General features: G+C 68.2%; 14 protein-coding genes and 2 rRNA genes. 2 read left to right on the top strand and 14 right to left on the bottom strand.

Going from position 1 to position 25163, the window contains the following annotated elements:
* Positions 1–23 precede the first annotated feature (23 nt).
* The 5 genes from AS97_RS32550 to thyX form a co-directional block, all read right to left on the bottom strand.
* Positions 24–3144: ribosomal RNA gene (locus tag AS97_RS32550) — 23S ribosomal RNA — on the bottom strand.
* Between the two features lie 290 nt (positions 3145–3434).
* Positions 3435–4961: ribosomal RNA gene (locus AS97_RS32545) — 16S ribosomal RNA — on the bottom strand.
* Together the 16S and 23S rRNA genes form the textbook arrangement of a ribosomal RNA operon.
* 509 nt (positions 4962–5470) lie before the next feature.
* The gene (locus tag AS97_RS32540) at positions 5471–7156 is read right to left on the bottom strand and encodes a ribonuclease J (RefSeq protein WP_059142236.1); all 1686 of its coding nucleotides are present in this window, start codon (positions 7154–7156) and stop codon (positions 5471–5473) included.
* A gap of 124 nt (positions 7157–7280) precedes the next feature.
* The gene (gene dapA, locus AS97_RS32535; protein ID WP_059142235.1) at positions 7281–8180 is read right to left on the bottom strand and encodes a 4-hydroxy-tetrahydrodipicolinate synthase; all 900 of its coding nucleotides are present in this window, start codon (positions 8178–8180) and stop codon (positions 7281–7283) included.
* A gap of 199 nt (positions 8181–8379) precedes the next feature.
* Entirely contained in the window at positions 8380–9120 is a 741-nt protein-coding gene (gene thyX / locus AS97_RS32530; protein ID WP_059142234.1) for an FAD-dependent thymidylate synthase, read from the bottom strand.
* A gap of 178 nt (positions 9121–9298) precedes the next feature.
* On the opposite strand from thyX, the gene AS97_RS32525 reads away from it, so the two are divergent.
* Positions 9299–9541, top strand: a complete 243-nt coding sequence (locus tag AS97_RS32525) for a hypothetical protein (protein WP_059142233.1) — start codon at positions 9299–9301, stop codon at positions 9539–9541.
* 65 nt (positions 9542–9606) lie between these two features.
* Positions 9607–10158, top strand: a complete 552-nt coding sequence (locus tag AS97_RS32520) for a PH domain-containing protein (protein ID WP_210566135.1) — start codon at positions 9607–9609, stop codon at positions 10156–10158.
* A gap of 26 nt (positions 10159–10184) precedes the next feature.
* On the opposite strand, the gene AS97_RS32515 is transcribed toward AS97_RS32520, so the two are convergent.
* From AS97_RS32515 to AS97_RS32475, 9 genes are all read right to left on the bottom strand, one after another.
* Complete coding sequence (locus tag AS97_RS32515) at positions 10185–10646, bottom strand: tetratricopeptide repeat protein (protein WP_059142231.1); 462 nt, start codon at positions 10644–10646, stop codon at positions 10185–10187.
* Between the two features lie 10 nt (positions 10647–10656).
* Positions 10657–11409 (bottom strand): 4-hydroxy-tetrahydrodipicolinate reductase, encoded by a 753-nt coding sequence (gene dapB / locus AS97_RS32510; RefSeq protein ID WP_125760738.1) that lies wholly within the window; start codon positions 11407–11409, stop codon positions 10657–10659.
* A gap of 39 nt (positions 11410–11448) precedes the next feature.
* Positions 11449–12828: a pitrilysin family protein gene (locus AS97_RS32505; protein WP_059142229.1), complete on the bottom strand. Its 1380-nt coding sequence runs from the start codon at positions 12826–12828 to the stop codon at positions 11449–11451.
* Entirely contained in the window at positions 12825–15080 is a 2256-nt protein-coding gene (locus tag AS97_RS32500) for a polyribonucleotide nucleotidyltransferase (protein WP_059142228.1), read from the bottom strand. Before AS97_RS32500 ends, AS97_RS32505 begins: the two co-directional genes overlap by 4 nt.
* Positions 15081–15473: 393 nt before the next feature.
* Complete coding sequence (gene rpsO, locus AS97_RS32495; RefSeq protein ID WP_020868053.1) at positions 15474–15761, bottom strand: 30S ribosomal protein S15; 288 nt, start codon at positions 15759–15761, stop codon at positions 15474–15476.
* A 269-nt stretch (positions 15762–16030) separates the two neighbouring features.
* Positions 16031–18085, bottom strand: coding sequence for a PQQ-binding-like beta-propeller repeat protein (locus AS97_RS32490; RefSeq protein WP_210566134.1), 2055 nt, complete (start codon positions 18083–18085; stop codon positions 16031–16033).
* A gap of 55 nt (positions 18086–18140) precedes the next feature.
* A complete protein-coding gene (locus AS97_RS32485; RefSeq protein ID WP_210566133.1) occupies positions 18141–20318 on the bottom strand; it encodes a serine/threonine-protein kinase in 2178 nt (725 codons plus the stop codon).
* 5 nt (positions 20319–20323) lie between these two features.
* Positions 20324–22513: a PQQ-binding-like beta-propeller repeat protein gene (locus AS97_RS32480; protein WP_210566132.1), complete on the bottom strand. Its 2190-nt coding sequence runs from the start codon at positions 22511–22513 to the stop codon at positions 20324–20326.
* A gap of 9 nt (positions 22514–22522) precedes the next feature.
* A complete protein-coding gene (locus tag AS97_RS32475) occupies positions 22523–25027 on the bottom strand; it encodes a PQQ-binding-like beta-propeller repeat protein (RefSeq protein ID WP_210566131.1) in 2505 nt (834 codons plus the stop codon).
* Between the last annotated feature and the right edge of the window lie 136 nt (positions 25028–25163).

The following is a 25163-nucleotide window of genomic DNA, read 5'->3' as shown; positions in this document are numbered from 1 at the left end:
CAACACAGTGGACGCGAGCACCTGAGGACAAGCCCTCGGCCTATTAGTACCAGTCAACTCCACCAGTTACCCGGCTTCCATATCTGGCCTATCAACCCAGTCGTCTACTGGGAGCCTTAACCCATCAAGTGGGTGGGAGTCCTCATCTCGAAGCAGGCTTCCCGCTTAGATGCTTTCAGCGGTTATCCCTCCCGAACGTAGCCAACCAGCCATGCCCTTGGCAGAACAACTGGCACACCAGAGGTTCGTCCGTCCCGGTCCTCTCGTACTAGGGACAGCCCTTCTCAAGACTCCTACGCGCACAGCGGATAGGGACCGAACTGTCTCACGACGTTCTAAACCCAGCTCGCGTACCGCTTTAATGGGCGAACAGCCCAACCCTTGGGACCGACTCCAGCCCCAGGATGCGACGAGCCGACATCGAGGTGCCAAACCATCCCGTCGATATGGACTCTTGGGGAAGATCAGCCTGTTATCCCCGGGGTACCTTTTATCCGTTGAGCGACGGCGCTTCCACAAGCCACCGCCGGATCACTAGTCCCGACTTTCGTCCCTGCTCGACCCGTCGGTCTCACAGTCAAGCTCCCTTGTGCACTTACACTCAACACCTGATTGCCAACCAGGCTGAGGGAACCTTTGGGCGCCTCCGTTACCCTTTAGGAGGCAACCGCCCCAGTTAAACTACCCACCAGACACTGTCCCTGATCCGGATCACGGACCCAGGTTAGACATCCAGCACGACCAGAGTGGTATTTCAACAATGACTCCACACTAACTGGCGTTAGCGCTTCACAGTCTCCCACCTATCCTACACAAGCCGAACCGAACACCAATATCAAGCTATAGTAAAGGTCCCGGGGTCTTTCCGTCCTGCTGCGCGAAACGAGCATCTTTACTCGTAGTGCAATTTCACCGGGCCTATGGTTGAGACAGTCGAGAAGTCGTTACGCCATTCGTGCAGGTCGGAACTTACCCGACAAGGAATTTCGCTACCTTAGGATGGTTATAGTTACCACCGCCGTTTACTGGCGCTTAAGTTCTCAGCTTCGCCACACCGAAATGTGACTAACCGGTCCCCTTAACGTTCCAGCACCGGGCAGGCGTCAGTCCGTATACATCGCCTTACGGCTTCGCACGGACCTGTGTTTTTAGTAAACAGTCGCTTCTCGCTGGTCTCTGCGGCCACCACCAGCTCACCGAGTAAATCGGATCACCAACAATGGCCCCCCTTCTCCCGAAGTTACGGGGGCATTTTGCCGAGTTCCTTAACCATAGTTCACCCGAACGCCTCGGTATTCTCTACCTGACCACCTGAGTCGGTTTAGGGTACGGGCCGCCATGAAACTCGCTAGAGGCTTTTCTCGACAGCATAGGATCATCCACTTCACCACAATCGGCTCGGCATCAGGTCTCACCCACAACAAGGAACGGATTTACCTACTCCTCGGGCTACACCCTTACCCCGGGACAACCACCGCCCGGGCTGGACTACCTTCCTGCGTCACCCCATCACTCACCTACTACAGGTCTGGACCGTCGGCTCCACCACTCCCCTCAACTCCGAAGAGATCAGGGCGGCTTCACGGACTTAGCATCGCCTGGTTCGACGTTGGCGCTTCAAAGCGGGTACCGGAATATCAACCGGTTGTCCATCGACTACGCCTGTCGGCCTCGCCTTAGGTCCCGACTTACCCTGGGCAGATCAGCTTGACCCAGGAACCCTTAGTCAATCGGCGCACACGTTTCCCACGTGTGTATCGCTACTCATGCCTGCATTCTCACTCGTGAACCATCCACAACTCGCTTACACGGCTGCTTCACCCGGCACACGACGCTCCCCTACCCATCACAACGATCGTTGGACCACATGCTGCAATGACACGACTTCGGCGGTACGCTTGAGCCCCGCTACATTGTCGGCGCGGAATCACTTGACCAGTGAGCTATTACGCACTCTTTCAAGGATGGCTGCTTCTAAGCCAACCTCCTGGTTGTCTCTGCGACTCCACATCCTTTCCCACTTAGCGTACGCTTAGGGGCCTTAGTCGATGCTCTGGGCTGTTTCCCTCTCGACCATGGAGCTTATCCCCCACAGTCTCACTGCCGCGCTCTCACTTACCGGCATTCGGAGTTTGGCTAAGGTCAGTAACCCGGTAGGGCCCATCGCCTATCCAGTGCTCTACCTCCGGCAAGAAACACACGACGCTGCACCTAAATGCATTTCGGGGAGAACCAGCTATCACGGAGTTTGATTGGCCTTTCACCCCTAACCACAGGTCATCCCCCAGGTTTTCAACCCTGGTGGGTTCGGTCCTCCACGAAGTCTTACCTCCGCTTCAACCTGCCCATGGCTAGATCACTCCGCTTCGGGTCTTGAGCGCGCTACTAAACCGCCCTATTCGGACTCGCTTTCGCTACGGCTTCCCCACACGGGTTAACCTCGCAACACACCGCAAACTCGCAGGCTCATTCTTCAAAAGGCACGCAGTCACGAGACACCAGCAAGCTGATGTCCGACGCTCCCACGGCTTGTAGGCACACGGTTTCAGGTACTATTTCACTCCGCTCCCGCGGTACTTTTCACCATTCCCTCACGGTACTATCCGCTATCGGTCACCAGGGAATATTTAGGCTTAGCGGGTGGTCCCGCCAGATTCACACGGGATTTCTCGGGCCCCGTGCTACTTGGGAAATACTCAAGCAAGTTGCTGACATTTCAGCTACGGGGGTCTTACCCTCTACGCCGGGCCTTTCGCATGCCCTTCGCCTACATCAACAATTTCTGACTCACCGACCGGCCGGCAGACCGATCAAGAGCACTCCCACAACCCCGTACGCGCAACCCCTGCCGGGTATCACACACATACGGTTTAGCCTCATCCAGTTTCGCTCGCCACTACTCCCGGAATCACGGTTGTTTTCTCTTCCTGCGGGTACTGAGATGTTTCACTTCCCCGCGTTCCCTCCACATACCCTATGTGTTCAGGTATGGGTGACAGCCCATGACGACTGCCGGGTTTCCCCATTCGGACACCCCCGGATCAAAGCTCGGTTGACAGCTCCCCGGGGCCTATCGCGGCCTCCCACGTCCTTCATCGGTTCCTGGTGCCAAGGCATCCACCGTGCGCCCTTAAAAACTTGGCCACAGATGCTCGCGTCCACTGTGCAGTTCTCAAACAACGACCCGTACCCCGTCACCCACACTTCCGCATGGTTCACCGGGACCGGCCGAAGGAACAGGCAACTTTCCAGCCCGTACCCTCAGACACCCAACAGCGTGCCCGGCCCGACCCCCGAATCCAACAGTCCCGTTCCACGCCCCGAAGAGGCAGTACTAGAGACAGCGGACCAGATGGCCGTGCCGAATAGTCAACGTTCCACCCATGAGCAAACCGTGCGAGACATGCGCTCGCAGTCGGCTATGCGCTCCTTAGAAAGGAGGTGATCCAGCCGCACCTTCCGGTACGGCTACCTTGTTACGACTTCGTCCCAATCGCCAGTCCCACCTTCGACGGCTCCCCCCACAAGGGTTGGGCCACCGGCTTCGGGTGTTACCGACTTTCGTGACGTGACGGGCGGTGTGTACAAGGCCCGGGAACGTATTCACCGCAGCAATGCTGATCTGCGATTACTAGCGACTCCGACTTCATGGGGTCGAGTTGCAGACCCCAATCCGAACTGAGACCGGCTTTTTGAGATTCGCTCCACCTCACGGCTTCGCAGCTCATTGTACCGGCCATTGTAGCACGTGTGCAGCCCAAGACATAAGGGGCATGATGACTTGACGTCGTCCCCACCTTCCTCCGAGTTGACCCCGGCAGTCTCCTGTGAGTCCCCATCACCCCGAAAGGCATGCTGGCAACACAGAACAAGGGTTGCGCTCGTTGCGGGACTTAACCCAACATCTCACGACACGAGCTGACGACAGCCATGCACCACCTGTACACCGACCACAAGGGGGCCCCTGTCTCCAGAGGTTTCCGGTGTATGTCAAGCCTTGGTAAGGTTCTTCGCGTTGCGTCGAATTAAGCCACATGCTCCGCCGCTTGTGCGGGCCCCCGTCAATTCCTTTGAGTTTTAGCCTTGCGGCCGTACTCCCCAGGCGGGGAACTTAATGCGTTAGCTGCGGCGCGGACGACGTGGAATGTCGCCCACACCTAGTTCCCAACGTTTACGGCGTGGACTACCAGGGTATCTAATCCTGTTCGCTCCCCACGCTTTCGCTCCTCAGCGTCAGTATCGGCCCAGAGATCCGCCTTCGCCACCGGTGTTCCTCCTGATATCTGCGCATTTCACCGCTACACCAGGAATTCCGATCTCCCCTACCGAACTCTAGCCTGCCCGTATCGAATGCAGACCCGGGGTTAAGCCCCGGGCTTTCACATCCGACGCGACAAGCCGCCTACGAGCTCTTTACGCCCAATAATTCCGGACAACGCTTGCGCCCTACGTATTACCGCGGCTGCTGGCACGTAGTTAGCCGGCGCTTCTTCTGCAGGTACCGTCACTCTCGCTTCTTCCCTGCTGAAAGAGGTTTACAACCCGAAGGCCGTCATCCCTCACGCGGCGTCGCTGCATCAGGCTTTCGCCCATTGTGCAATATTCCCCACTGCTGCCTCCCGTAGGAGTCTGGGCCGTGTCTCAGTCCCAGTGTGGCCGGTCGCCCTCTCAGGCCGGCTACCCGTCGTCGCCTTGGTAGGCCATCACCCCACCAACAAGCTGATAGGCCGCGGGCTCATCCTGCACCGCCGGAGCTTTCCACACGCATCCCATGCGGGAGCGTGTCATATCCGGTATTAGACCCCGTTTCCAGGGCTTGTCCCAGAGTGCAGGGCAGATTGCCCACGTGTTACTCACCCGTTCGCCACTAATCCCCGGCCGAAACCGGTTCATCGTTCGACTTGCATGTGTTAAGCACGCCGCCAGCGTTCGTCCTGAGCCAGGATCAAACTCTCCGTGAATGCTTCCGGGATATCCCGGCAACACATCACGAGAGCGGAGCAGACCGGAGGAATAATCCAGTCCGCTCACAGCGTCCTCGCTGTGTATTTTTCCAAAGGAACCTCGTCCGAGATGGACGGGGCATCAACATATCTGGCGTTGACTTTTGGCACGCTGTTGAGTTCTCAAGGAACGGACACTTCCTTTGAAACCGTTTCACCGGTTCCTCCGGGCGCTTCCCTTCGGTGTTTCCAACCTTACCAGATCCGTTTTCCGTTCCGTTTCCGGTCCGAATTCCGTTTCCGGTGGCCGTTGGAGGGCCTTCCCTTTCGGTGTCCCCGACTTTATCAGAATTTCTCTGAGTCGATTTCCACCCCCGCCGGTGGGCTCCTCCGGAGACCGTTGAGTCCTCGGGCTTCCCCTCTGGCGGAGCCGTAAACGTACTGGAGCGGGGCTCCTCGATGCAAATCGAGGAGCCCCGCCGGGTGTTCAGCGCCGGTGTGGTGCTGAGGAGGTGTCAGGCCAGACGTCAGACCTCGACGACCACGGGGAGGATCATCGGGCGCCGTCGGTAGCTGTCGGAGACCCACTTCCCGACCGCACGACGCGCCAGCTGCTGGAGCTGATGCGCGTCCACGACCCCGTCGGAGGCCGACTTCACCAGGGCATCCTCGATCTTCGGGATGACCGCGGTGAAGGCCGAGTCCTCGATCCCGGAGCCCCTGGCGTGGATATGCGGACCACCCACGACCTTGCCGGTCGAACTGTCGACGACCACGAAGATCGAGATGATGCCTTCCTCGCCGAGGATGCGGCGGTCCTTGAGCGAGGTCTCCGTGACATCGCCGACCGAGAGGCCGTCCACGTACACGTATCCCGCCTGCACCTTGCCGACGATCTTGGCGATACCGTCCACGAGGTCGACCACGACACCGTCCTCGGCGATGACGCAACGGTTTTTCGGAACCCCGGTCAACGCTCCCAGCTCGGCGTTGGCGCGCAGATGGCGCCATTCGCCGTGCACCGGCATCAGGTTCTTGGGCTTGCAGATGTTGTAGAAGTACAGCAGCTCGCCGGCCGAGGCGTGGCCGGAGACATGGACCTTGGCGTTGCCCTTGTGGACGACCGTGGCGCCCCATCGCGTCAGTCCGTTGATCACCCGGTAGACCGCGTTCTCATTGCCGGGGATGAGCGACGAGGCCAGGATCACCGTGTCGCCCTGGACGATCCGGATCTGGTGATCGCGGTTGGCCATCCGGGACAGCGCGGCCATCGGCTCGCCCTGGGAACCCGTACAGACGAGCACCACCTCGTCGTCCGGTAGGTCGTCGAGGGTCTTCACATCCACCACGAGACCGGCCGGCACCCGCAGATAGCCGAGGTCACGTGCGATGCCCATGTTGCGGACCATCGAGCGGCCGACGAAGGCGACCCTGCGTCCGTACTCATGCGCCGCGTCGAGGATTTGCTGGATGCGGTGCACATGGCTGGCGAAGCTGGCGACGATGATGCGCTTCTGCGCGTTGCCGAAGACCTGGCGCAGCACGCCGGAGATATCGCGCTCGGGCGGTACGAACCCGGGGACCTCGGCATTGGTCGAGTCCACCAGGAGCAGATCGATGCCCTCCTCGCCGAGCTTGGCGAAGGCGGGCAGATCCGTGAGGCGGCCGTCCAGCGGCAGCTGGTCCATCTTGAAGTCGCCGGTGTGCACGGCCAGGCCGGCCGGGGTGCGGATGGCGACCGCGAGGGCGTCCGGGATGGAGTGGTTGACCGCGATGAACTCGCACTCGAAGGGGCCGATCCGCTCGCGGTGCCCCTCCTCGACCTCGAGGGTGTACGGGCGGATCCGGTGCTCCTGCAGCTTCGCCTCGATCAGGGCGAGGGTCAGCTTGGAGCCGATCAACGGGATGTCGGGCTTCTCGCGCAGCAGGAAGGGGACACCGCCGATATGGTCCTCGTGCCCGTGGGTGAGGACGATGCCGTCGATGTCGTCGAGACGGTCCCGGATGGATGTGAAGTCCGGCAGGATCAGGTCGACTCCGGGCTGCTCCTCCTCGGGGAAGAGCACCCCGCAGTCGACGATCAGCAGCCGGCCACCGTACTCGAAGACCGTCATGTTCCGGCCGATCTCACCGAGGCCGCCGAGCGGAGTGACGCGCAGGCCGCCCTCGGGGAGCTTCGGCGGAGGGCCAAGCTCAGGATGCGGATGACTCAAAAGACTCTCCTCACCACGCGCGCCACATGCCCCCTGGGCACATGGCGCGCGTGACATTCGTGCACTTGCTGATGTGTCTGTATGCAGTTGTGAAGTATGAAGGTGCGACCAATCGCCTCTTTGCTTAGAGCTGTACCCCGCCAGCGGCGAGATCGCGCTTCAGCTGTTCCGTTTCCTCGGGGGTCAACTCGACCAACGGCAGGCGCAGCGGCCCCGCGGGCTGGCCCTGAAGGGCGAGCGCGGCCTTGGCCGTGATCACTCCCTGGGTGCGGAACATGCCGGTGAAGACTGGCAGCAGCTTCTGGTGGATCTCCGTTGCCTTCGCGACGTCGCCCGCGAGATGGGCCTCCAGCATCGCCCGCAGTTCGGGGCTGACCAGATGGCCGACCACGGAGACGAAGCCGACCGCGCCGACCGACAGCAGCGGCAGGTTCAGCATGTCGTCGCCGGAGTACCAGGCGAGGCGCGAGCGGGCGATGGCCCAGCTGGCGCGTCCGAGGTCGCCCTTGGCGTCCTTGTTGGCGACGATGCGCGGGTGCTCGGCGAGCCGGACGATGGTCTCGGTGCCGATCGGGACACCGCTGCGGCCCGGGATGTCGTAGAGCATGACCGGCAGGCCGGTGGCGTCGGCAATGGCGGTGAAGTGCCGCAGGAGACCCTCCTGCGGGGGCTTGCTGTAGTACGGCGTGACCGCCAGCAGCCCGTGGGCACCGGCCTGCTCGGCCGCGCGGGCGAGTTCGACGCTGTGCCGGGTGTCATTGGTACCGGCTCCGGCCACGACGTGGGCGCGGTCTCCGACCGCCTCTACCACGGCGCGTACGAGCTGGGCTTTCTCCGCATCGCTGGTGGTGGGGGACTCGCCGGTGGTGCCGTTGAGGATCAGGCCGTCATTGCCGGCGTCCACCAGATGAACGGCGAGTCGCTGGGCGCCGTCGAGATCGAGCGCGCCGTCAGTGGTGAATGGCGTGACCATGGCGGTCAGCACCCGCCCGAAAGGGGTCTGCGATGTGGATGTCGGTGCCATGGGGCCCACGCTACTCGTAGCGCGCCCTACGGCGCTCGCTCGGGGCGGCGAACGGAGCGAAGAGATGGGACCCGGCACTGCCTGCTCGGGGGTTCAAGCAGTGCCGGGCCCGTTTGTTCAGCCTAGATGAACTTCTCGAAACGCCGCAATACGGACACTTCGCCCGATGATCCGTCCGAGGAGCGGGCCCAGCCCCGGGCTACGGAGCCACTCGGCCGTTGGCGTTGAAGGCCGCGTGGGTGAGCGGCATCAGCCGCGACCAGGCCGCCTCCATCCTCTCCCCCACCATCTCGATCTCCCGCTGCGGGAACGAGGGCACCGCGGCCTGCTCATGCTGGGTCCGCAGACCGAGGAAGTGCATCAGCGAGCGGGCATTGCACGTCGCGTACATCGAGGAGAACAGGCCGACCGGGAGCACCGAACGGGCCACCTCGCGGGCCACTCCGGCGGCCAGCATCTCCTGGTACGCCTCGTACGCATGGCGGTACGCGTCCTCCATCACCCGGCCGGTCAGCTCGTGCTGCGCCGCGGTGCCCTCGACGAACTCGTACTTCCCCGGGCGGCCCTGCTGGACCAGCTTGCGCGCCTCCCCCGGCACGTAGAACACCGGCTCCAGGCGGCGGTACCGACCGGACTCCTCGTTGTACGACCAGCCCACGCGGTGCCGCATGAACTCGCGGAAGACGAAGATCGGGGCGCTGATGAAGAAGGTCATCGAGTTGTGCTCGAACGGGCTGCCGTGGCGGTCCCGCATCAGGAAGTTGATCAGCCCCTTGGAGCGCTCCGGGTCCTTGGTGATCTCCTCGAGCGACTGCTCGCCCGCGGTCGACACCCGCGCGGCCCACAGCACATCGGAGTCGGCAGCGCTGTGCTTGACCAGCTCGACGGTCACATCGCTGCGGAAACTGGCCTTCTCGGTCTCAGCGGGGATCTCGGTCACGTGCGGGGTCCTTCCGTGGTGCATCGCTCGGGGCGGCGCCCAGCTTACGGGCCACCACCGACAGCCCCGCTCCGCCAAACTTTTTGACAGAAAGTGGACGGATCAGGGCACCCAATCGCTCATTCACACGTCCTACACATTGAAGTACTCAGTTCGAGGTTCCAAGGAGAGCCCGCAGATGTTCCGCCGGCGAGAGCCCGTGCCGTTCGCCTTCGTCGCCGAAGCCGACCGTTTCCGCAGCAATGTCACCCCACCGCCCCGCCCCCGCGCCACACCGTCCCAGATAGCCGGGCGGACCCTGATCGGACTCACGATCATCGCGGGGTTCATCGGCTCGCTGATGTTCGGGATGCCCGCCCTCGACAGCCAGTCGCACCCCACCCAACAGATCCAGCAGCCCGAGGCGTCCGACGGACGCTGACCGGCGCTGGGATAGCCTCACCCAGCACAGGCTCATCCGGACATGTGTGTGAGTGAGGACCTTCCGTGCCCCTGCCCTTCCTGACCGCCGACCGCGCCCACGATGATGACGCGGCGGCCGGAGCGGACCCGCTCGGCTACGAAGACCGGGACCGCTGGCGCCGTCCTTACCGACCGGGGCCCTGGAGGGTCGGGGGCGCCGCTCTTCTGCTTCTGCTCGCCTCGTACGTCCTCTTCTCCGCCATGATCATCGCGATGGCGGGATCGCTGTCCGCGGCGGGCATCTGCGCCGCCGTCGGGGCGCTGATGATCGTGACAGCCGTAAGGCTGGTGCGCATCGGCGTCGAGGTGAGCACCCAGGGGCTGCGCCGGATCGGCCTTCTCCGCAGCACCACCGTGCGCTGGCAGGACATCGCCGCGATACGCACGGCCCAGCAGCCGGTCCGGTGGCTGGGCCTGCCGCGGACCGTCCAGGGCCAGGCGGTGCTGCTCGAAACGGTGCGCGGCGGAGCGCCGGACACCGTGTTCACCACCCATGGCGCCGACTTCCTGGGCCATGCGGAGGGCTTCGAGCGGGCCGCCGACACGATCGAGGGCTGGGCCGCCGCCCACCGCTGAGCCATACCGCCGCGGGCGGCCCCGGGTCAGCCCCCGGCCGCCCGCACCGGCTTGCCGTCGTGCAGGGCGATGGCGCGCTGCATCGCCTTACGGGCGCGCGCGGTGTCCCGGGCGTCGTGGTACGCCACGGCGAGCCGGAACCAGGACCGCCAGTCGTCCGGCGACTGCTCCGTCTCGGCCCGGCGCTTGGCGAAGACGGCGTCCGCCGAGTCCCGGTCGATCCGCCCGCCGGGCGTCCGTACCAACTCGTCGACCGGGAGGCCGCCCTCCGCCTCCAGTTCCCGGGCGAGCTGGTCCGCGCTCCGCGCGAACCGCGTGGTCTGCCACAGGAACCAGATCCCGATGAGGGGCATCACCAGCACCGCCAGGCCGAAGACGATCGTGACCGGGGTGCCCTCCCGGATCAGCAGCACCCCGCGGTCGCCGACCAGCACGAAGTAGACGACCAGGACGGCCGCGAGAACGAAATACGTGATCTTTGCGCGCACCGCTGTGGCCTCAGTCCAGATCCAGGAAGTGTTCCAGGCCGAAGGTCAGGCCGGGGGTGGTCACCACGCGGCGGACGCCGAGCAGGATGCCGGGCATGAAGCTGCTGTGGTGGGTGGAGTCATGGCGGATGGTGAGCGTCTCGCCCTCGCCGCCCAGCAGGACCTCCTGATGGGCGAGGAGCCCGCGCAGCCGCACCGAGTGCACCGGCACCCCGTCCACGTCCGCACCCCGCGCGCCGTCGAGCGCCGTGGTGGTGGCGTCCGGCTGCGGGGCGCAGCCGGCCTCACGCCGGGCCTCGGCGATCAGCTGGGCGGTGCGCGCGGCCGTGCCGGAGGGAGCGTCCACCTTGTTGGGGTGGTGCAGCTCGATGACCTCGACCGACTCGAAGAACCGGGCAGCCTGGCGGGCGAACCGCATGGTCAGCACGGCACCGATGGAGAAGTTCGGCGCGATGAGCACGCCGGTGGCCGGCGAGGCGTCGAGCCAGCCGCCCAGCCGCGCCAGGCGCTCGTCCGTCCAGCCGGTGGTGCCGACGACGCCATGGATGCCGTGCCGGAGGCAGAACTCGAGGTTGTCCATCACCGAGGCCGGCTCGGTCAGCTCGACCGCCACCTCGGCGCCCGCCTCGACCAGGGTCTCCAGCCCGTCGCCCCGCCCCAGCGCGGCGACCAGCTCCAGGTCCTCGGCGGCCTCCACGGCTCGTACGGCCTCGGAGCCGATCCGGCCCTTGGCACCGAGGACGGCCACACGCAGCTTGCTCATCGATCCTGTTTCCTTCGATCCGGGAGGCTTCGGCACGGGCTAGGCGACGGCCTCGTCCAGACGGGCCGCCTGCTTGTCCTTCAGCGGGCCGATGACGGACAGCGAAGGACGCTGCCCCAGTACATCGCGCGCCACCTCGCGCACCTCGTCCGGGGTGACCGCCGCGATCCGCTCGAGCATGTCGTCCACCGACATCTGCTCGCCCCAGCACAGCTCGCTCTTGCCGATCCGGTTCATCAGCGCGCCGGTGTCCTCCAGGCCCAGCACGGTGGAGCCGGCGAGCTGGCCGACGGCGCGCCGCAGCTCCTCGTCGCTCAGGCCGTTCTCCGCGACCTGGGTGAGCTCGTCGCGGCAGATCTTGAGAACGTCGTGCACCTGGTTCGGACGGCAGCCGGCGTAGACGCCGAAGAGTCCGCAGTCGGCGAAGCTGGAGGTGTAGGAGTAGACGCTGTAGGCGAGCCCGCGCTTCTCCCGGACCTCCTGGAAGAGCCGGGAGCTCATACCGCCGCCGAGCGCGGTGTTGAGCACCCCGAGCGCCCAGCGGCGGTCGTCGGTGCGCGGGATGCCGGGCATGCCGAGGACGACATGGGCCTGCTCGGTCTTGCGGTTCAGCAGCCCGACCTTGCCCGCCGTACGGATCGCACGGATGCCGGAGCGCGGGGCGACCGGGACCGCGTCGGTGCGGGACAGGGCGCCCGCCCCGTCGAACGCCGCGTGCACCTGGCGCACCACGTCGTCGTGGTCCACGTTGCCCGCGGCGGCGACGACCAGATGCGTCGGGTCGTAGTGCTTGCGGTAGAAGCGGGCGATTTGGTCGCGGCCCAGGGCGTTGACGGTGTCGACGGTGCCCAGGACCGGGCGGCCGAGCGGGGTGTCGCCGAGCATGGTGTGGGCGAACAGGTCGTGCACACAGTCGCCCGGGTCGTCCTCGGTCATCGCGATCTCTTCGAGGACGACACCGCGCTCCGCGTCCACGTCCGCCGCGCCGATCACCGAGCCGGTCAGCATGTCGCAGACGACGTCGATGGCCAGCGGCAGATCGGTGTCGAGCACCCGCGCGTAGTAGCAGGTGTACTCCTTGGCGGTGAACGCGTTCATCTCGCCGCCGACCTCGTCGATGGCGGCGGAGATGTCCAGCGCGCTGCGCCGCCGGGTGCCCTTGAAGAGCAGATGCTCCAGGTAGTGGGTGGCGCCGCCGAGCGTCGGGGTCTCGTCGCGCGAGCCGACGTGCGCCCAGATGCCGAAGGTCGCCGAGCGCACGGACGGGAGGGTTTCGGTGACGACGCGCAAGCCCCCGGGGAGGGTCGTCTTGCGGACCGTGCCGATGCCGTTCTCGCCCTCGAGAAGCGTTTGGGTACGGGCGACGGCCCGCGCCTCCGAAGAGGTGCGGGCCGTCGTCTCGTCGTCGCGGGACGTCACTTGGCGGCTTCGTCCTTCGTCTGGGGCTGCGCTTCGGCGCCGGCCTCGTCCGCATCCGCGTCCGAGCCCTCTTCGCCCTCGAGGACCGGGATGAGGGAGAGCTTGCCGCGCTGGTCGATCTCGGCGATCTCGACCTGGACCTTGGCGCCGACCTTCAGCACGTCCTCGACGTTCTCCACGCGCTTGCCACCGGCCAGCTTGCGGATCTGCGAGATGTGCAGCAGGCCGTCCTTGCCCGGGAGCAGGGAGACGAAGGCACCGAAGGTGGTGGTCTTCACGACCGTGCCCAGGTAGCGCTCGCCGACCTCCGGCATGGTCGGGTTGGCGATGCCGTTGATGGTCGCGCGGGCGGCCTCGGCGGCCGGGCCGTCGGCGGCACCGATGTAGATGGTGCCGTCGTCCTCGATGGTGATGTCGGCGCCGGTGTCCTCCTGGATCTGGTTGATCATCTTGCCCTTGGGGCCGATGACCTCACCGATCTTGTCGACCGGGATCTTGACGGTGATGATCCGCGGCGCGTTGGGGGACATCTCGTCCGGGACGTCGATGGCCTCGTTCATCACATCGAGGATGTGCAGCCGGGCGTCGCGGGCCTGCTTGAGGGCCGCGGCCAGCACGGAGGCCGGGATGCCGTCCAGCTTGGTGTCCAGCTGCAGCGCGGTGACGAACTGCTTGGTGCCGGCGACCTTGAAGTCCATGTCACCGAACGCGTCCTCCGCACCGAGGATGTCGGTGAGGGTGACGTAGTGGGTCTCGCCGTCGATCTCCTGGGAGATCAGGCCCATGGCGATGCCCGCGACCGGCGCCTTCAGCGGCACACCGGCGTTGAGCAGCGACATCGTCGAGGCGCAGACCGACCCCATGGAGGTCGAGCCGTTGGAGCCGAGCGCCTCGGAGACCTGGCGGATGGCGTACGGGAACTCCTCGCGCGTCGGCAGCACCGGCAGCAGCGCGCGCTCGGCCAGGGCGCCGTGGCCGATCTCGCGGCGCTTGGGGGAGCCGACGCGGCCGGTCTCACCGGTGGAGTACGGCGGGAAGTTGTAGTTGTGCATGTAGCGCTTGCGCGTCTCGGGCGCGAGCGTGTCCAGCTGCTGCTCCATGCGGAGCATGTTCAGCGTGGTGACGCCCAGGATCTGGGTCTCGCCGCGCTCGAACAGCGCCGAGCCGTGGACCCGCGGAATCGCCTCGACCTCGGCGGCGAGCGTACGGATGTCCGTGACGCCGCGGCCGTCGATGCGCTTCTTCTCCTTGATGACGCGCTCGCGCACCAGGGTCTTGGTCAGCGCGCGGTACGCGGCGGAGATCTCCTTCTCGCGCCCCTCGAACTGCGGCAGCAGCTTCTCGGCGGCCAGGCCCTTGACCCGGTCCAGCTCGGCCTCGCGCTCCTGCTTGCCCGCGATGGTCAGCGCCTGGGCCAGCTCGTCGCGGACGGCGGCGGTCAGCGCCTCCAGGATGTCGTCCTGGAAGTCGAGGAAGATCGGGAACTCGGCGGTCGGCTTGGCGGCCTTGGCGGCGAGGTCCGCCTGCGCCTTGCACAGGACCTTGATGAAGGGCTTCGACGCCTCCAGGCCGGCGGCCACGATCTCCTCGGTGGGAGCCTCGGCGCCGTCCTTGACCAGCTGGATGGTCTTGTCGGTGGCCTCGGCCTCGACCATCATGATCGCGACATCGCCGTCTTCCAGCACCCGGCCGGCGACGACCATGTCGAAGACGGCCTCCGCCAGCTCGGAGTGGGTCGGGAAGGCCACCCACTGGCCCTTGATCAGGGCGACGCGGGTACCGCCGATGGGACCGGAGAAGGGCAGCCCGGCCAGCTGCGTGGAGCAGGAGGCGGCGTTGATCGCGACCACGTCGTAGAGGTGGTCGGGGTTGAGCGCCATGACCGTCTCGACGACCTGGATCTCGTTGCGCAGGCCCTTCTTGAAGGACGGGCGCAGCGGGCGGTCGATCAGACGGCAGGTGAGGATCGCGTCCTCGGAGGGGCGGCCCTCACGGCGGAAGAACGAGCCGGGGATGCGCCCCGCCGCGTACATCCGCTCCTCGACGTCGACCGTGAGCGGGAAGAAGTCGAGCTGGTCCTTGGGGTTCTTGGAAACGGTGGTGGCCGACAGCACCATGGTGTCGTCGTCCAGGTAGGCCACGGCGGAACCGGCGGCCTGACGGGCCAGGCGGCCCGTCTCGAAACGGATGGTGCGGGTGCCGAAGGTGCCGTTGTCGATGACTGCTTCGGCGTAGTGGGTCTCGTTCTCCACCAGGGAAATCTCCTCTTCTGCGTCCCTCGTCCGTGTGACGGGGGACGGTGGTGGAGCAGCGCCCCTGGCCTTGCGGGCCGGCGGCCGGGCCGGTCTTCGATCGAAGCCACCGGAATTGCCAGTTCCGGGAGCCACTACCGAGGACCGGCTCCTGTGGCGCCGGTGCGGCGGGAATGAGGCGCTCCTCCTCGTTCGTTATGGCGTTGTTGGGACCAGACTACAAAGCTTCGGCCGTCATCACGACGGCTGTGCTCTCCGGCCCCTACGGTACGTAGCGCACTGGCTACGCACCGGCGTGAAGGCCGTACAGGTCACCTTTGGCTGAAACCGTACGGCGCCGTGTATGGCAAAGGGAGCGGCCCCCATAGCGGGAACCGCTCCCTCCTTGGCGTCTTACTTGGCGCCCGCCGCACCCCGGCGGATGCCCAGGCGCTCGACCAGCGCACGGAAGCGCGTGATGTCCTTCTTCGCCAGGTACTGCAGCAGCCGGCGGCGCTGGCCGACCAGGAGCAGCAGACCACGGCGGGAGTGGTGGTCGTGCTTGTGGGTCTTGAGGTGCTCGGTCAGGTCGGAGATGCGGCGCGTGAGCAGCGCGACCTGGACCTCGGGGGAGCCGGTGTCGCCCTCCTTGGTGGCGAACTCGGTCATGATCTGCTTCTTCGTAGCGGCGTCGAGCGACACTCGGTACTCCTTGCTTCGTATCAGCCGCCGAGTGCCCCTGGTCGTTGTCTCAGGGGATCTTCCGTGACTCGGGAGGCGGGGTCCGCTGGGCGCTGTCTCCCGAGACTCGGAGCCTCCGGGGACGCGTACGCAAACGGCCAGCACACAGAGTACCAGCGTCTTGGCGGGGGGTGCGCGGGGGCTGGGGGAGGGACGACAAGGGTGGGGGCGCGCTGGTCGGGCGGGGGCGCTGATGGGGGTGGGCACGCTGATGGAGCGGGGCGGTGGGGCTAGAAGACGGGCATGGCGGTCAGGGTGCCGTTGTGCAGCATGAAGACGCGGTTGCCGGCCGCCGACAGCGCCCAGCGGCCCTCGGTGCCCTGGGTGTACGGCCAGGCGAGCCTTCCACCACGGGTGTCCACCGCCGCGACGCCGCGTGAACCGGCCTCCCCGGCGCCCGCCCAGACGCTGTTCCCCGCGATCACCGGGGCGTCCTGCGAACTGTCCTCGGAGGCGAACGTGAGCGTCCAAGCGTCCGTTCCGTCGTCCGTACGGCGGGCTGAGAGATCGGTGGCGTCCACGGCGTAGACGACGTCCTTCTCGACGACCGGTGCGCCCCAGCCGTGCCCGCCACCACTGGGCTGGGACCATTTCTTCTCGCCCGTGGACAGCGTGAGCGCGGTGAGGGAGCGGCCGCCCAGGTAGACGGTGCCGTCGGCGACGGCCGGGGCGAGGGCCGTGGTTCCGTGCCGTGCGGGCCCCCAGAGGGTCTTTCCACGGGCGGTGTCGAGTGCCACGACCTGGCCGTCCTCACCGCAGACCACCAGACGGCCGTCGGCCACTGCGGCCGCCGCCGGGTTCTTCTCGGAGGTCCTCACCGGCGAGGGCACCGTCCACAGGAACGTCTGCGACGTCAGCGCCACGGCGCGCAATTCACCCCCACGGGTGGCTGTATAGACGGCCTTGTCGTCCACGGCGAGCAGGGTCGCCGCCTCCGCTGCAGACACCTTCCACCGCTCCTTGCCGTTCTGGGCGTTCAACGCGTGCAGCACGCCCTCGCTGTCGACCGTAAGGACCGTGTCATCGGATACGGCGAGGGGGCGCCCGGTCGGTCCGGCTGTCCGGGATGTCCAGCGGGCCCGGCCGGTGCGGACGTCATAGGCCCGCAGGCCGCCCTCGGCCAGGGCCACGACGAGGTCGTGGACGGGAAGTGGGGCCGGCGTCCGCGCATCGGCGACACCGATGGAACCGAGGTCCACGGGTCCCCACAGAGGCGACGGGGCCGTCCCCTCGTTGTAGTGGGCCAGCGGCTCGGCCTCCCAGGGCCGTCCACCGGCCTCCGTCTCGTCACCGCGCAGCAGCCACCACGCGACGCCTCCGCCACCCGCCGCGAGCACGGTGCCGCCCGCGGCGAGCGTGCCGATGAGCCGCCGCCTGGAGAGGCCTGTCCGGTCGCCGGGCAACGCGGCCATGCGCCGGGCATCCGCCTCGCGCCGTGCGATGTCCTGCGCGAGCGGTCCGCTCTTCCAGGCCCGGTCCGCGCCCCGGGGCGGCGCCAGCGCCTGGCCGATCCAGTCGAGACCGGGGCGGCCCCCGGGGTCCTTGGACAGACAGGGCTCGACCAGAGGCCGCAGCGCGCCGGGCACCGAGCCCAGCTCCGGGTCGCCGTGCACCACCTGGTACTGCACGGCGGCCACGTGGCCGCCTTCGTAGACCGGCCGTCCGCCCGCCGCGTAGGCGAGGACCACTCCGAGGGAGAACACATCACCCGCCGGGCCCGTCCGCTGCCCCAGCACCTGCTCGGGCGCGGCGTAGCCGGGGGTGGCGACGGTCTGTCCCGTGGTGGTCAGGGTCAGTCCGTGCTCGGGCCGGGCGATCCCGAAGTCGATGATCCTCGGGCCACGGGAGGTCAGCACGATATTGGACGGTTTGAGGTCGCGGTGGACCAGCCCGGCACCGTGGATGTCGTGGAGCGTGCGCACCAGCGCGGCTCCCAACGCCCTTACGGTGGGCTCCTCCAGGGCGCCGTACCGCTCGACGGCCTGGTCGAGCGTGGGCCCGGCGAGGAACTCCGTGGCGATCCACGGCCGCCCGCCCTCGGTCTGCGCCGCGAGCACCCGCGCCACACCGTCGCTCCGCACGGCCTGAGCCGCGTGCGCCTCACGCACGAAACGCTGAGCCATCCCCGTGTCATGGGACAGTTCGGGTCGCAACACCTTGACCGCCACGGTCCGGCCCCCGGAATCCCGCCCGAGATAGACCTGACCCATGCCGCCCGCGCCGAGTACGCCGGTGAGGCGGTACGGGCCGAGGCGCAGCGGATCGCCGGTGCCGAGAGGGTTCATGAGCGGAGGCTCCTAGAGGGTGGGGCGGCGCGACGGGACGGGTCCGGGGGCCCGGTCATTCCAGCGGGATGGCGCACACGGTGGAGCCGCCCGCGATGATCAGCCGGCCGGCATCCCGATGGACGGTCATGGTGGGGTTGAGCGAGGCCATGGCGGTGCCGGGGCCCTGGAACGTCCACGCCGCCCTGTGGCCGCGGAGGTCGATCGCCGCCGCCCACTGATCGGTTCCGACGTCGGGGAAGGCGTAGAGGTACTTCTTGCCGAGGGCGGGCGGATACTGAAAGTTGAGCGCGGGGCCCGTGCCCTTCTTCTGCTCCCACCGCAGCTTTCCGCTCTTGGCGTCCACGGCGACCAGGCCGGTGCCCGTCTCGAGGCTGTGGACCACGCCGTCCTTGAGCAGGGGCGGTCCATAGCGCGCGGCGTCCGGCTCGTTCTTGTCACCGGCCTTCCGTCTCTCGCCGAACCGCCAGGCGACCTCACCGTCGGAGAGCCGTACGGCGAGGAGGTCCTTCCCGCCGACGAAGAGGAGCCCGTCCGAGAGGGTGTGGCGCTGCGTCCCCGGAAGGATCCGGTAGCTCTCCTTGGCCAGCATCTTCGACCACCGGCGCCTGCCGTCAGCGGCGCCGACCACGGTGACCCGCTCGCGGAAGGAGAGCACGAGCGAGGAGCCCGCGGGGGTCGCGAGGGGGTCCTGGAGCTCGGGGGTGTCGCTGGCCCGGCGCCACCGCTCCTCCCCCGTTCGCGCGTCGACGGCCACACGCACGAGGCCCTTACGGCTCGTCCCTTCCAGGAAAATCACGTTCGAGGTGGCGGCGAGCAGTCGTACGTCGTCGACCTCCAGGTCCTTGACCGTGGCGAGCGGGGTCCGGAAGTTACCCGTTGCAGGATCCACAGGGGCGATCCGGACGTGATCGGCGCTGGAGTCACAGGCGAGTAGCCGCCGGCCGTCGGAGACGGCGTGCTGCGCCTTCGTCACCAGGTCGTTGGCGCCGCGCCTGGCTCCGGTTTCGGCGTCGATCCAGTACAGCCCGGTGTCGGCGATGACCGCGGTGTGGTCCCCGGCGAGGAAGACCGCGCATTCGGCCATGGCAGTGCTGGAAGGCGGGGTGAACTTCCAGGACACGCGCGGCGGGGTCCCGGGCGGACGTGTGGTGGGCGCGGGCGTCGGGGCCGCGGTGCCGCCCGCGCCGCCGTCGGGACCGAGCCAGGCCCAAGTGGCGGCAGCCGCGACGGCCGCTACGGCCCCGCCTCCTCCGATCGTGACGACCTTACGGCGGGAGACCCCGCCCGGCCTGGGCGGCCGGGCCGCACCGGCCGTGTCCTCCTCCACGGGCGCGGGCAACCTGGACGGCTGAATCTCCCATACGGCCGTGCCGAGCCGGGCGATCTCCGCCAGGACGGGGTCCGGCAGATGATCGGCGAAGTGACCGCCTCCGGCGTACAGCAGCGGCCCGAGTTCGGCCGTACCGGGCCGCCGCCGGGGGTCCTTGACGAAGCACGGCTCCAGTGCGACGCGCAATCCCTCCGGCAGGCCGGACAGGTCGGGGTCGGTGTACCGCACCCGGTAGAGCAGATCGGCGGGCTGTCCGCTGCCGAAGGGCGGACGGCCGGTGGCCGCGAAGACGAGCACTCCGGCGAGGGCGAACACATCGCCCTCGGCCGCGTGTTCACCACCGGCCACCTGCTCGGGCGACATATAGGCGGGCGTTCCGGCTGCCGCGCCCGTACGGGTCAGCCGGTCGTCACCCGCCGCGCGGGCGATGCCGAAGTCGATGACCTTGGGGCCGAGGGCGGTCAGCAGGATGTTGGAGGGCTTGAGGTCGCGGTGGACCACATCGGACCGGTGCAACTGGGCGAGCGCGTCGCACAGGGCGGCTCCCAGCGCCCGTACGGCCCGTTCGGGCAGGGCGCCACAGAGTGCGACCGCCTCGTCCAGCGGCGGGCCGAGGACGTACTCGGTGGCGAGCCAGGGGGTCGGGGCGAGCGTGTCCGCGTCGATGACCTGCGCTCCGTGCCGCCCACCGATGACCCGCGCGGCGTCGGTCTCCAACCGGAAGCGGGTGCGGAATTCCGTCTCCGCCGCGAACCGCGCGTGCATGGTTTTCAGCGCGACCGTACGACCACCGGATGAGCGGCCCAGGTACACCGTGCCCATGCCGCCGCTGCCGAGACGGGCGACGAGCGTGTACGGACCGAGGCGCTGGGGGTCGTCATGGCTGAGGGGATGGGCCATTGGTATCAGTCCACCGGCAGTGCGTAGAAGGCTTGGTCATTCCTGATGAGGGCCACACCGGGCGCGCTGAGGACGGACCCGCTGAGGGCCCCGGCCGACGCTCCCTCGGCCGCTGGGGCGAAGCGCCAGCGCAGTGAACCATCCGCCGAGTCCAGCGCCTCCACCTCCGAGGCATTGATCTGGAAGACGGTCCGGCCGGAGTGGCTCAGCGCTGTTTCGCTCTCCGACATGGGGGAGGCCGCGTCGACGGCCGCCCGGCGGCGCCAGAGAAGCTTGCCGTGGGCCACGTCGATGGCGTAGGTGACGGCGTCGCCGTCGGTCGCGTAGAGCGTCCGGCCGTGCAGCGCACCGTCGGTGTACACGAGCTCGCTGAAACTGAAGTGCCATCGCTTTCTGCCGCTGGATATCTCATGAGCGGAAACGACGTCCGAGGCGAAGGTGATCAGGAGATCCCCGGAGACGATCTCCGTCGGACCATCCGCGACGGTAAGGACGCCCTTGTAGGCCCGCGTCCACAGCTTGGCCCCGTCGCGCCGGCCGAGAGCCAGATAGGTCCATGGGTTGTCGGGGGCGGACTCGCCGCGGTTCGACAGCAGGAGGGAGTCCTCGCGGAGCACCGCGGAGTGTTCCTCGGAGCCGCCGAAACCGCCGGGGACCGTGGTGCGCCACCGCTCCTGACGGGTCTTGAGGTCATAGGCGACGACGCTGGCGGTCTCCTCCTGGTCCTGAGCCAGGAACCAGAGGGTCTTCCCGTCGGCCGCCAGCGGATAGCTGAACCGCGGGCGCTTCTGGCCGTCGTAGCCCCGTTCCACCCACTTGACCTGCCCGGTACGCGCCGACAGGGCGATGAGCTCCCTGGGCCCCGGCTTCAGCACAAGGCCACCGCCGAGCGTGCTGAGGTCCCCGACACCCCACACGTTGTGACGGGTCCACATCTTCTGTCCGTCGCGGACCCTCACCGCCGTCACCTCGCCCGCACCCGGTACGAGCAGGTGGCTGTTCCCCCAGAGCAGTGGCGTGCCGTCGATCTCGGTCTCAATGCGGCGGCGCCACAGCGGAGCGGGGGCGACCCCGCGCAGGGCGAGGGGCTCGGGCGGGGCGGGCGGATCGTCCGTCACGGCCCGCCACAGGACCGTCCCGCCGATCCCCAGGGCCAGTCCGGCGGCACCGGTGAGGGCGGTGATGGCTACGGAGCGCCGGGACGGCGCCCGGCCCGCGGAAGGAGAGTGGCCGACGGGTTGCGGGAGGTCCGGCGGCGGGGTGTCCGCGGGGTGGTGCGCGGCCTGCTCGGCGAGGGCCGCCCCGACGGCCTGAGGCACGAGGCCCGGTGAGACGGGAGCCGCGGTCGAGCGGAACTCCCGGGCGAGGACGGCGGGTTGTGGGCGGTGTGCCGGGTCCCAGGAGAGACAGGCGGCGATGGGCTCGCGCAGCCCCGGCGGCAGGGCGGCGGGCCCGGCGTCCTTACGGCCGGTCACGGCGTAGGCCAGCACGGCCCCCAGCGCGTAGACGTCACCGTAAGGGCGTGGCGGCTCACCGGCCCGCTGCTCGGGCGGCAGCCCGGCGGGGCTGTCGTAGGCCATGGCGGCCCCGCCGGTGTACGAGGTCGCGGGACGGCCTCCATGGGGTGTGACGGGGCGATTGCCGGTGGCGACCCGGAGGAGCCCGTACCCGGTCAGCCGGGGGCCGTCCGGCGTCAGGAGTACCGCCTGTGGCGATATCCCGGCGTGGACCAAGCCGTTGGCGTGCGCGGCCGCGAGGGTTTCGGCGAGAGCCGCGCCCAGCGCGCGCACGGTGTCCTCGGGGAGCGGCCCGCCGTGCGCGGCCAGGGCCGCGGGCAGCGTCAGGGCGGGGAAGCAGCCGTGGGCGACCCAGGGAAGCTCCGCATCAGGCGGGGCGACGTCCACGACCGGTGCCACCCAGGGGCCGTGCAGCCGACGGGAGTTCTCGGCCTCGGCCCGGAACCGCACCCGGTATCCGGCGTCGGCCGACGCCGGATACGGCAGGGTCAGGACGACGGTACGACCCGTTCGCACGTCCCGGGCCAGGCAGCGGGCGGCGTCATCGGCATGCCCGGGCACATCCAGGGGGGCGAGGACTCGATACGGGCCGATCCGCTGCCCCCCGTCGTGGTCGGTGCGCTGTGGAGGCTTGTGATCGGTCCGTCCCGTCCGGTGGCCCAGAATCGGCGGTTCCATGCGTCCTTCCTAATCGAGCGGCAGCGCGTAGACGCTTCCGCTCCCGGCGACGACGACCCTGCCATCCGTCAACGCGACCTTACGGCGGGGCGATTGGGCGCGCGGGCTGGGATCCGCACCGGCGTCGGTGAAGCGCCACAGCAAGGAGCCGTCCTCGGCGTCGAACGCGTCCACCTCAGCGTCACCGGCCACCAGCACCCTGCGCCCTGCCGGGCTGACCAGCGTGTCGGGCGTGCGCGGCGCCGCAAGCACCTTCATCACGAAGCCATAGGCCCGCTGCCACTGGATCTCGCCGGACGCCGCCTCGATCGCGTGGAGGGCGAAACCACCGTCGGCGACATAGACGGTCTTCCCGTGGACGAGCGGAAGCCCGAAATCGGCGGGCCGGCCCTCGGGTCCTTTCCCCTTGGAACTGACGGACCACAGGGCGGCCTTGTCCTGGGCCGCGTCGAAGCCCCGCAAAGTGGTTCCGAGGGCCGCGATGAGCGTGCGACGGGCGTCGGTGGCGACAAGCCCCTTCGCGGTCATGCCCGGATAGACCCGCTGCCACAGCTCCTTCCCGTGGTCCCGACTGAGCGCGACGGCCCTCTTGGCCGCCGTTCCGTCCTGGTCACCACCTGCCATCACCACCAGCGCGTCCTTCAGCAGATGTCCCTCGTCCAAACCCGCCGGCACGGGACCGCGCCACAACTCCGCGCGCTCACGGACGTCATAGGCGACCACGACGCGGCCACCGTTCGCGCCTCCGCCCTCGCCCCTTACCGTCGCCGTGAACCAGACCGTACTCCCGGCCACCGCGAGCAGCCCCGTGAACGAACTCCGCGCACCCTGCCGGAAATTGCGCGAATGCCACTGGATATGACCGGTCCGCGGCTCCAGCGCGACCAGCCCGTCCCCCGGGACCACCAGCACGTCCCCATCGGCCACCCAGGGTTGACCCGCCGGGCGCAGCCCGTCCCGCGTCCACAGCCGCTTACCCGTACGGAGATCGATCCCCACGACGGCCCGCTTCCCCGTGAGGACGGCGACCTCGTCACGCCAGACGAGCGGGGCGTACGCCGAGGCCACCCCTTTGACGTCGTAGCGCCACAAGGGAGTGGGCGGCGCCCCCGGAAGCCGACGGCGAGGGCGGTGGGCGGCCAGGCGCTGGGCCGGAGTGAGCGGTGCGGGCGAGTCCGGGGCCGTCGCCAGCCATGTGGCGCCGCCGCCGACGGCGAGCCCGGCCGTACCACCGGCGGCACCCAGGAGAAGCCGGCGCCGGGAAGGGCTGAGGGACGGGCCGAAGGTCTTCCGGGACGAGGCTCCGTCGGCCTTGCCCTCAGCCCCGGTCCTGGCCCCGTGCACCGGCCCGTGCCCGGACACAGCCGAATGTGCGGCGCCGCGCTCCGCCTCCGCCCGGTGAACGGCAGCGCCCGGCGCCACTGGCACACCCGATGTCACCGGCGACGGCGCCTCAGCCGGTTCGATCTCCGCCGCCAGCACCGCCGAGGACAGCTCGGACAACGCGGCGACCAGCCGCCCCGGCAGCCACCCCGGTCCCAGCGCCCTCGCGGCCCGGCTGATGCCACCGGCGCTGTCCAGGGCGGTCGACCCCAAGCCCGCTCCCGGCTCCGCACCGCCGTCCGGGCCCCACGCCGCACCGCCGTCCGGGCCCACGGATCCCGCGTCGACAACCGTCAGCGGCGCGCCTGCGGGCGGGCTCACGATGCTCCGGGGCAGGGGGACGCGTATCCCGCTCATCAGCTCGTCCAGCAGCGCCCGCGCCGTTGGCCGGTCGGCCGGATCCTGGGCCAGACACCGGACCAGAGCGGCCCGCAGCTCCTCCGGCAGATCCTCGGCGTCCGGCCGCCGTCGCCCGGTCGCCGCGTACGCCAGCACGGCGCCCAGCGCGAAGATGTCACCCAGCGGCCGCGGCCGCCCGCCCGCGGCCTGCTCCGGGGGCAGCGCGTCGTCCTCCAGCCCCGGGAGCCCCACCCGCGCCTCACCGTCCGGAGCGGCGGCCCGCACCGCGCCGTAGCCCATCAACCGCGGGCCGTCCCCTGCCAGGTAGACCGTGCCCGGCGCGGCACCCGCATGAACGAAGCCCGCGGTGTGCACCTCCGCGAGCGTCTCGGCCAGCGCCGCTCCCAACGCCCTTACGGTGCGCACGGGAAGCGGCCCCCCGTTCGCCTCCAGCGCGGCGGGCAGCGACAGCATCGGCAAGAACGGCGTGGCACTCCAGGGCTGCCCCGTACCCCCGCCTGAGACTTCGACAACGGGGGCCAGCCACAGCGGGGGCCGTCCGCCGCCCAGAAGGCGCGCGTTCTCCGCCTCCGCCAAAAAGCGCTCCCGGTACGCGACGTCGTCCGCGAGCTCCTGCGACGGTGCGGTGAGAACCACCGTGCGGTCCCCCGCGGCACCGCGGGCGATGAAGTGGCGGGCCGTAGCGGGAACTTCTCCCGCATCCGGCCCCAGCCCCGCGATGACGTAATACGGGCCGAGCCGTCGAGGATCGTCCTGGCTCAGCGGCTCCACAGACACCTCCTGTGGCTGCGGGGACAATCCAGTCGACCGGGACGACGAACCGCCTCAGCCATGGCGCCGGTTCTCTGCGAGCTGCAGTCCCCACTCATCTGGAAGCCCCCCGGCCGTTGATCCATCGCAGTCCCGC

Source organism: Streptomyces sp. AgN23, assembly GCF_001598115.1.
In the GTDB taxonomy this organism is placed as follows: Bacteria; Actinomycetota; Actinomycetes; order Streptomycetales; family Streptomycetaceae; genus Streptomyces; species Streptomyces antimycoticus.
Note: the sequence above shows the minus strand (reverse complement) of the source record. Positions and strands in the feature narration are given on the sequence as shown.

Coding starts and splice junctions, on each gene's coding strand:
- AS97_RS32490 (WP_210566134.1), bottom strand. CDS start 18,085: ATGAACCCTCTCGGCACCGGCGATCCGCTGCGCCTCGGCCCGTACCGC.
- AS97_RS32480 (WP_210566132.1), bottom strand. CDS start 22,513: ATGGAACCGCCGATTCTGGGCCACCGGACGGGACGGACCGATCACAAG.
- AS97_RS32525 (WP_059142233.1), top strand. CDS start 9,299: ATGTTCCGCCGGCGAGAGCCCGTGCCGTTCGCCTTCGTCGCCGAAGCC.
- dapB (WP_125760738.1), bottom strand. CDS start 11,409: ATGAGCAAGCTGCGTGTGGCCGTCCTCGGTGCCAAGGGCCGGATCGGC.
- AS97_RS32485 (WP_210566133.1), bottom strand. CDS start 20,318: ATGGCCCATCCCCTCAGCCATGACGACCCCCAGCGCCTCGGTCCGTAC.
- dapA (WP_059142235.1), bottom strand. CDS start 8,180: ATGGCACCGACATCCACATCGCAGACCCCTTTCGGGCGGGTGCTGACC.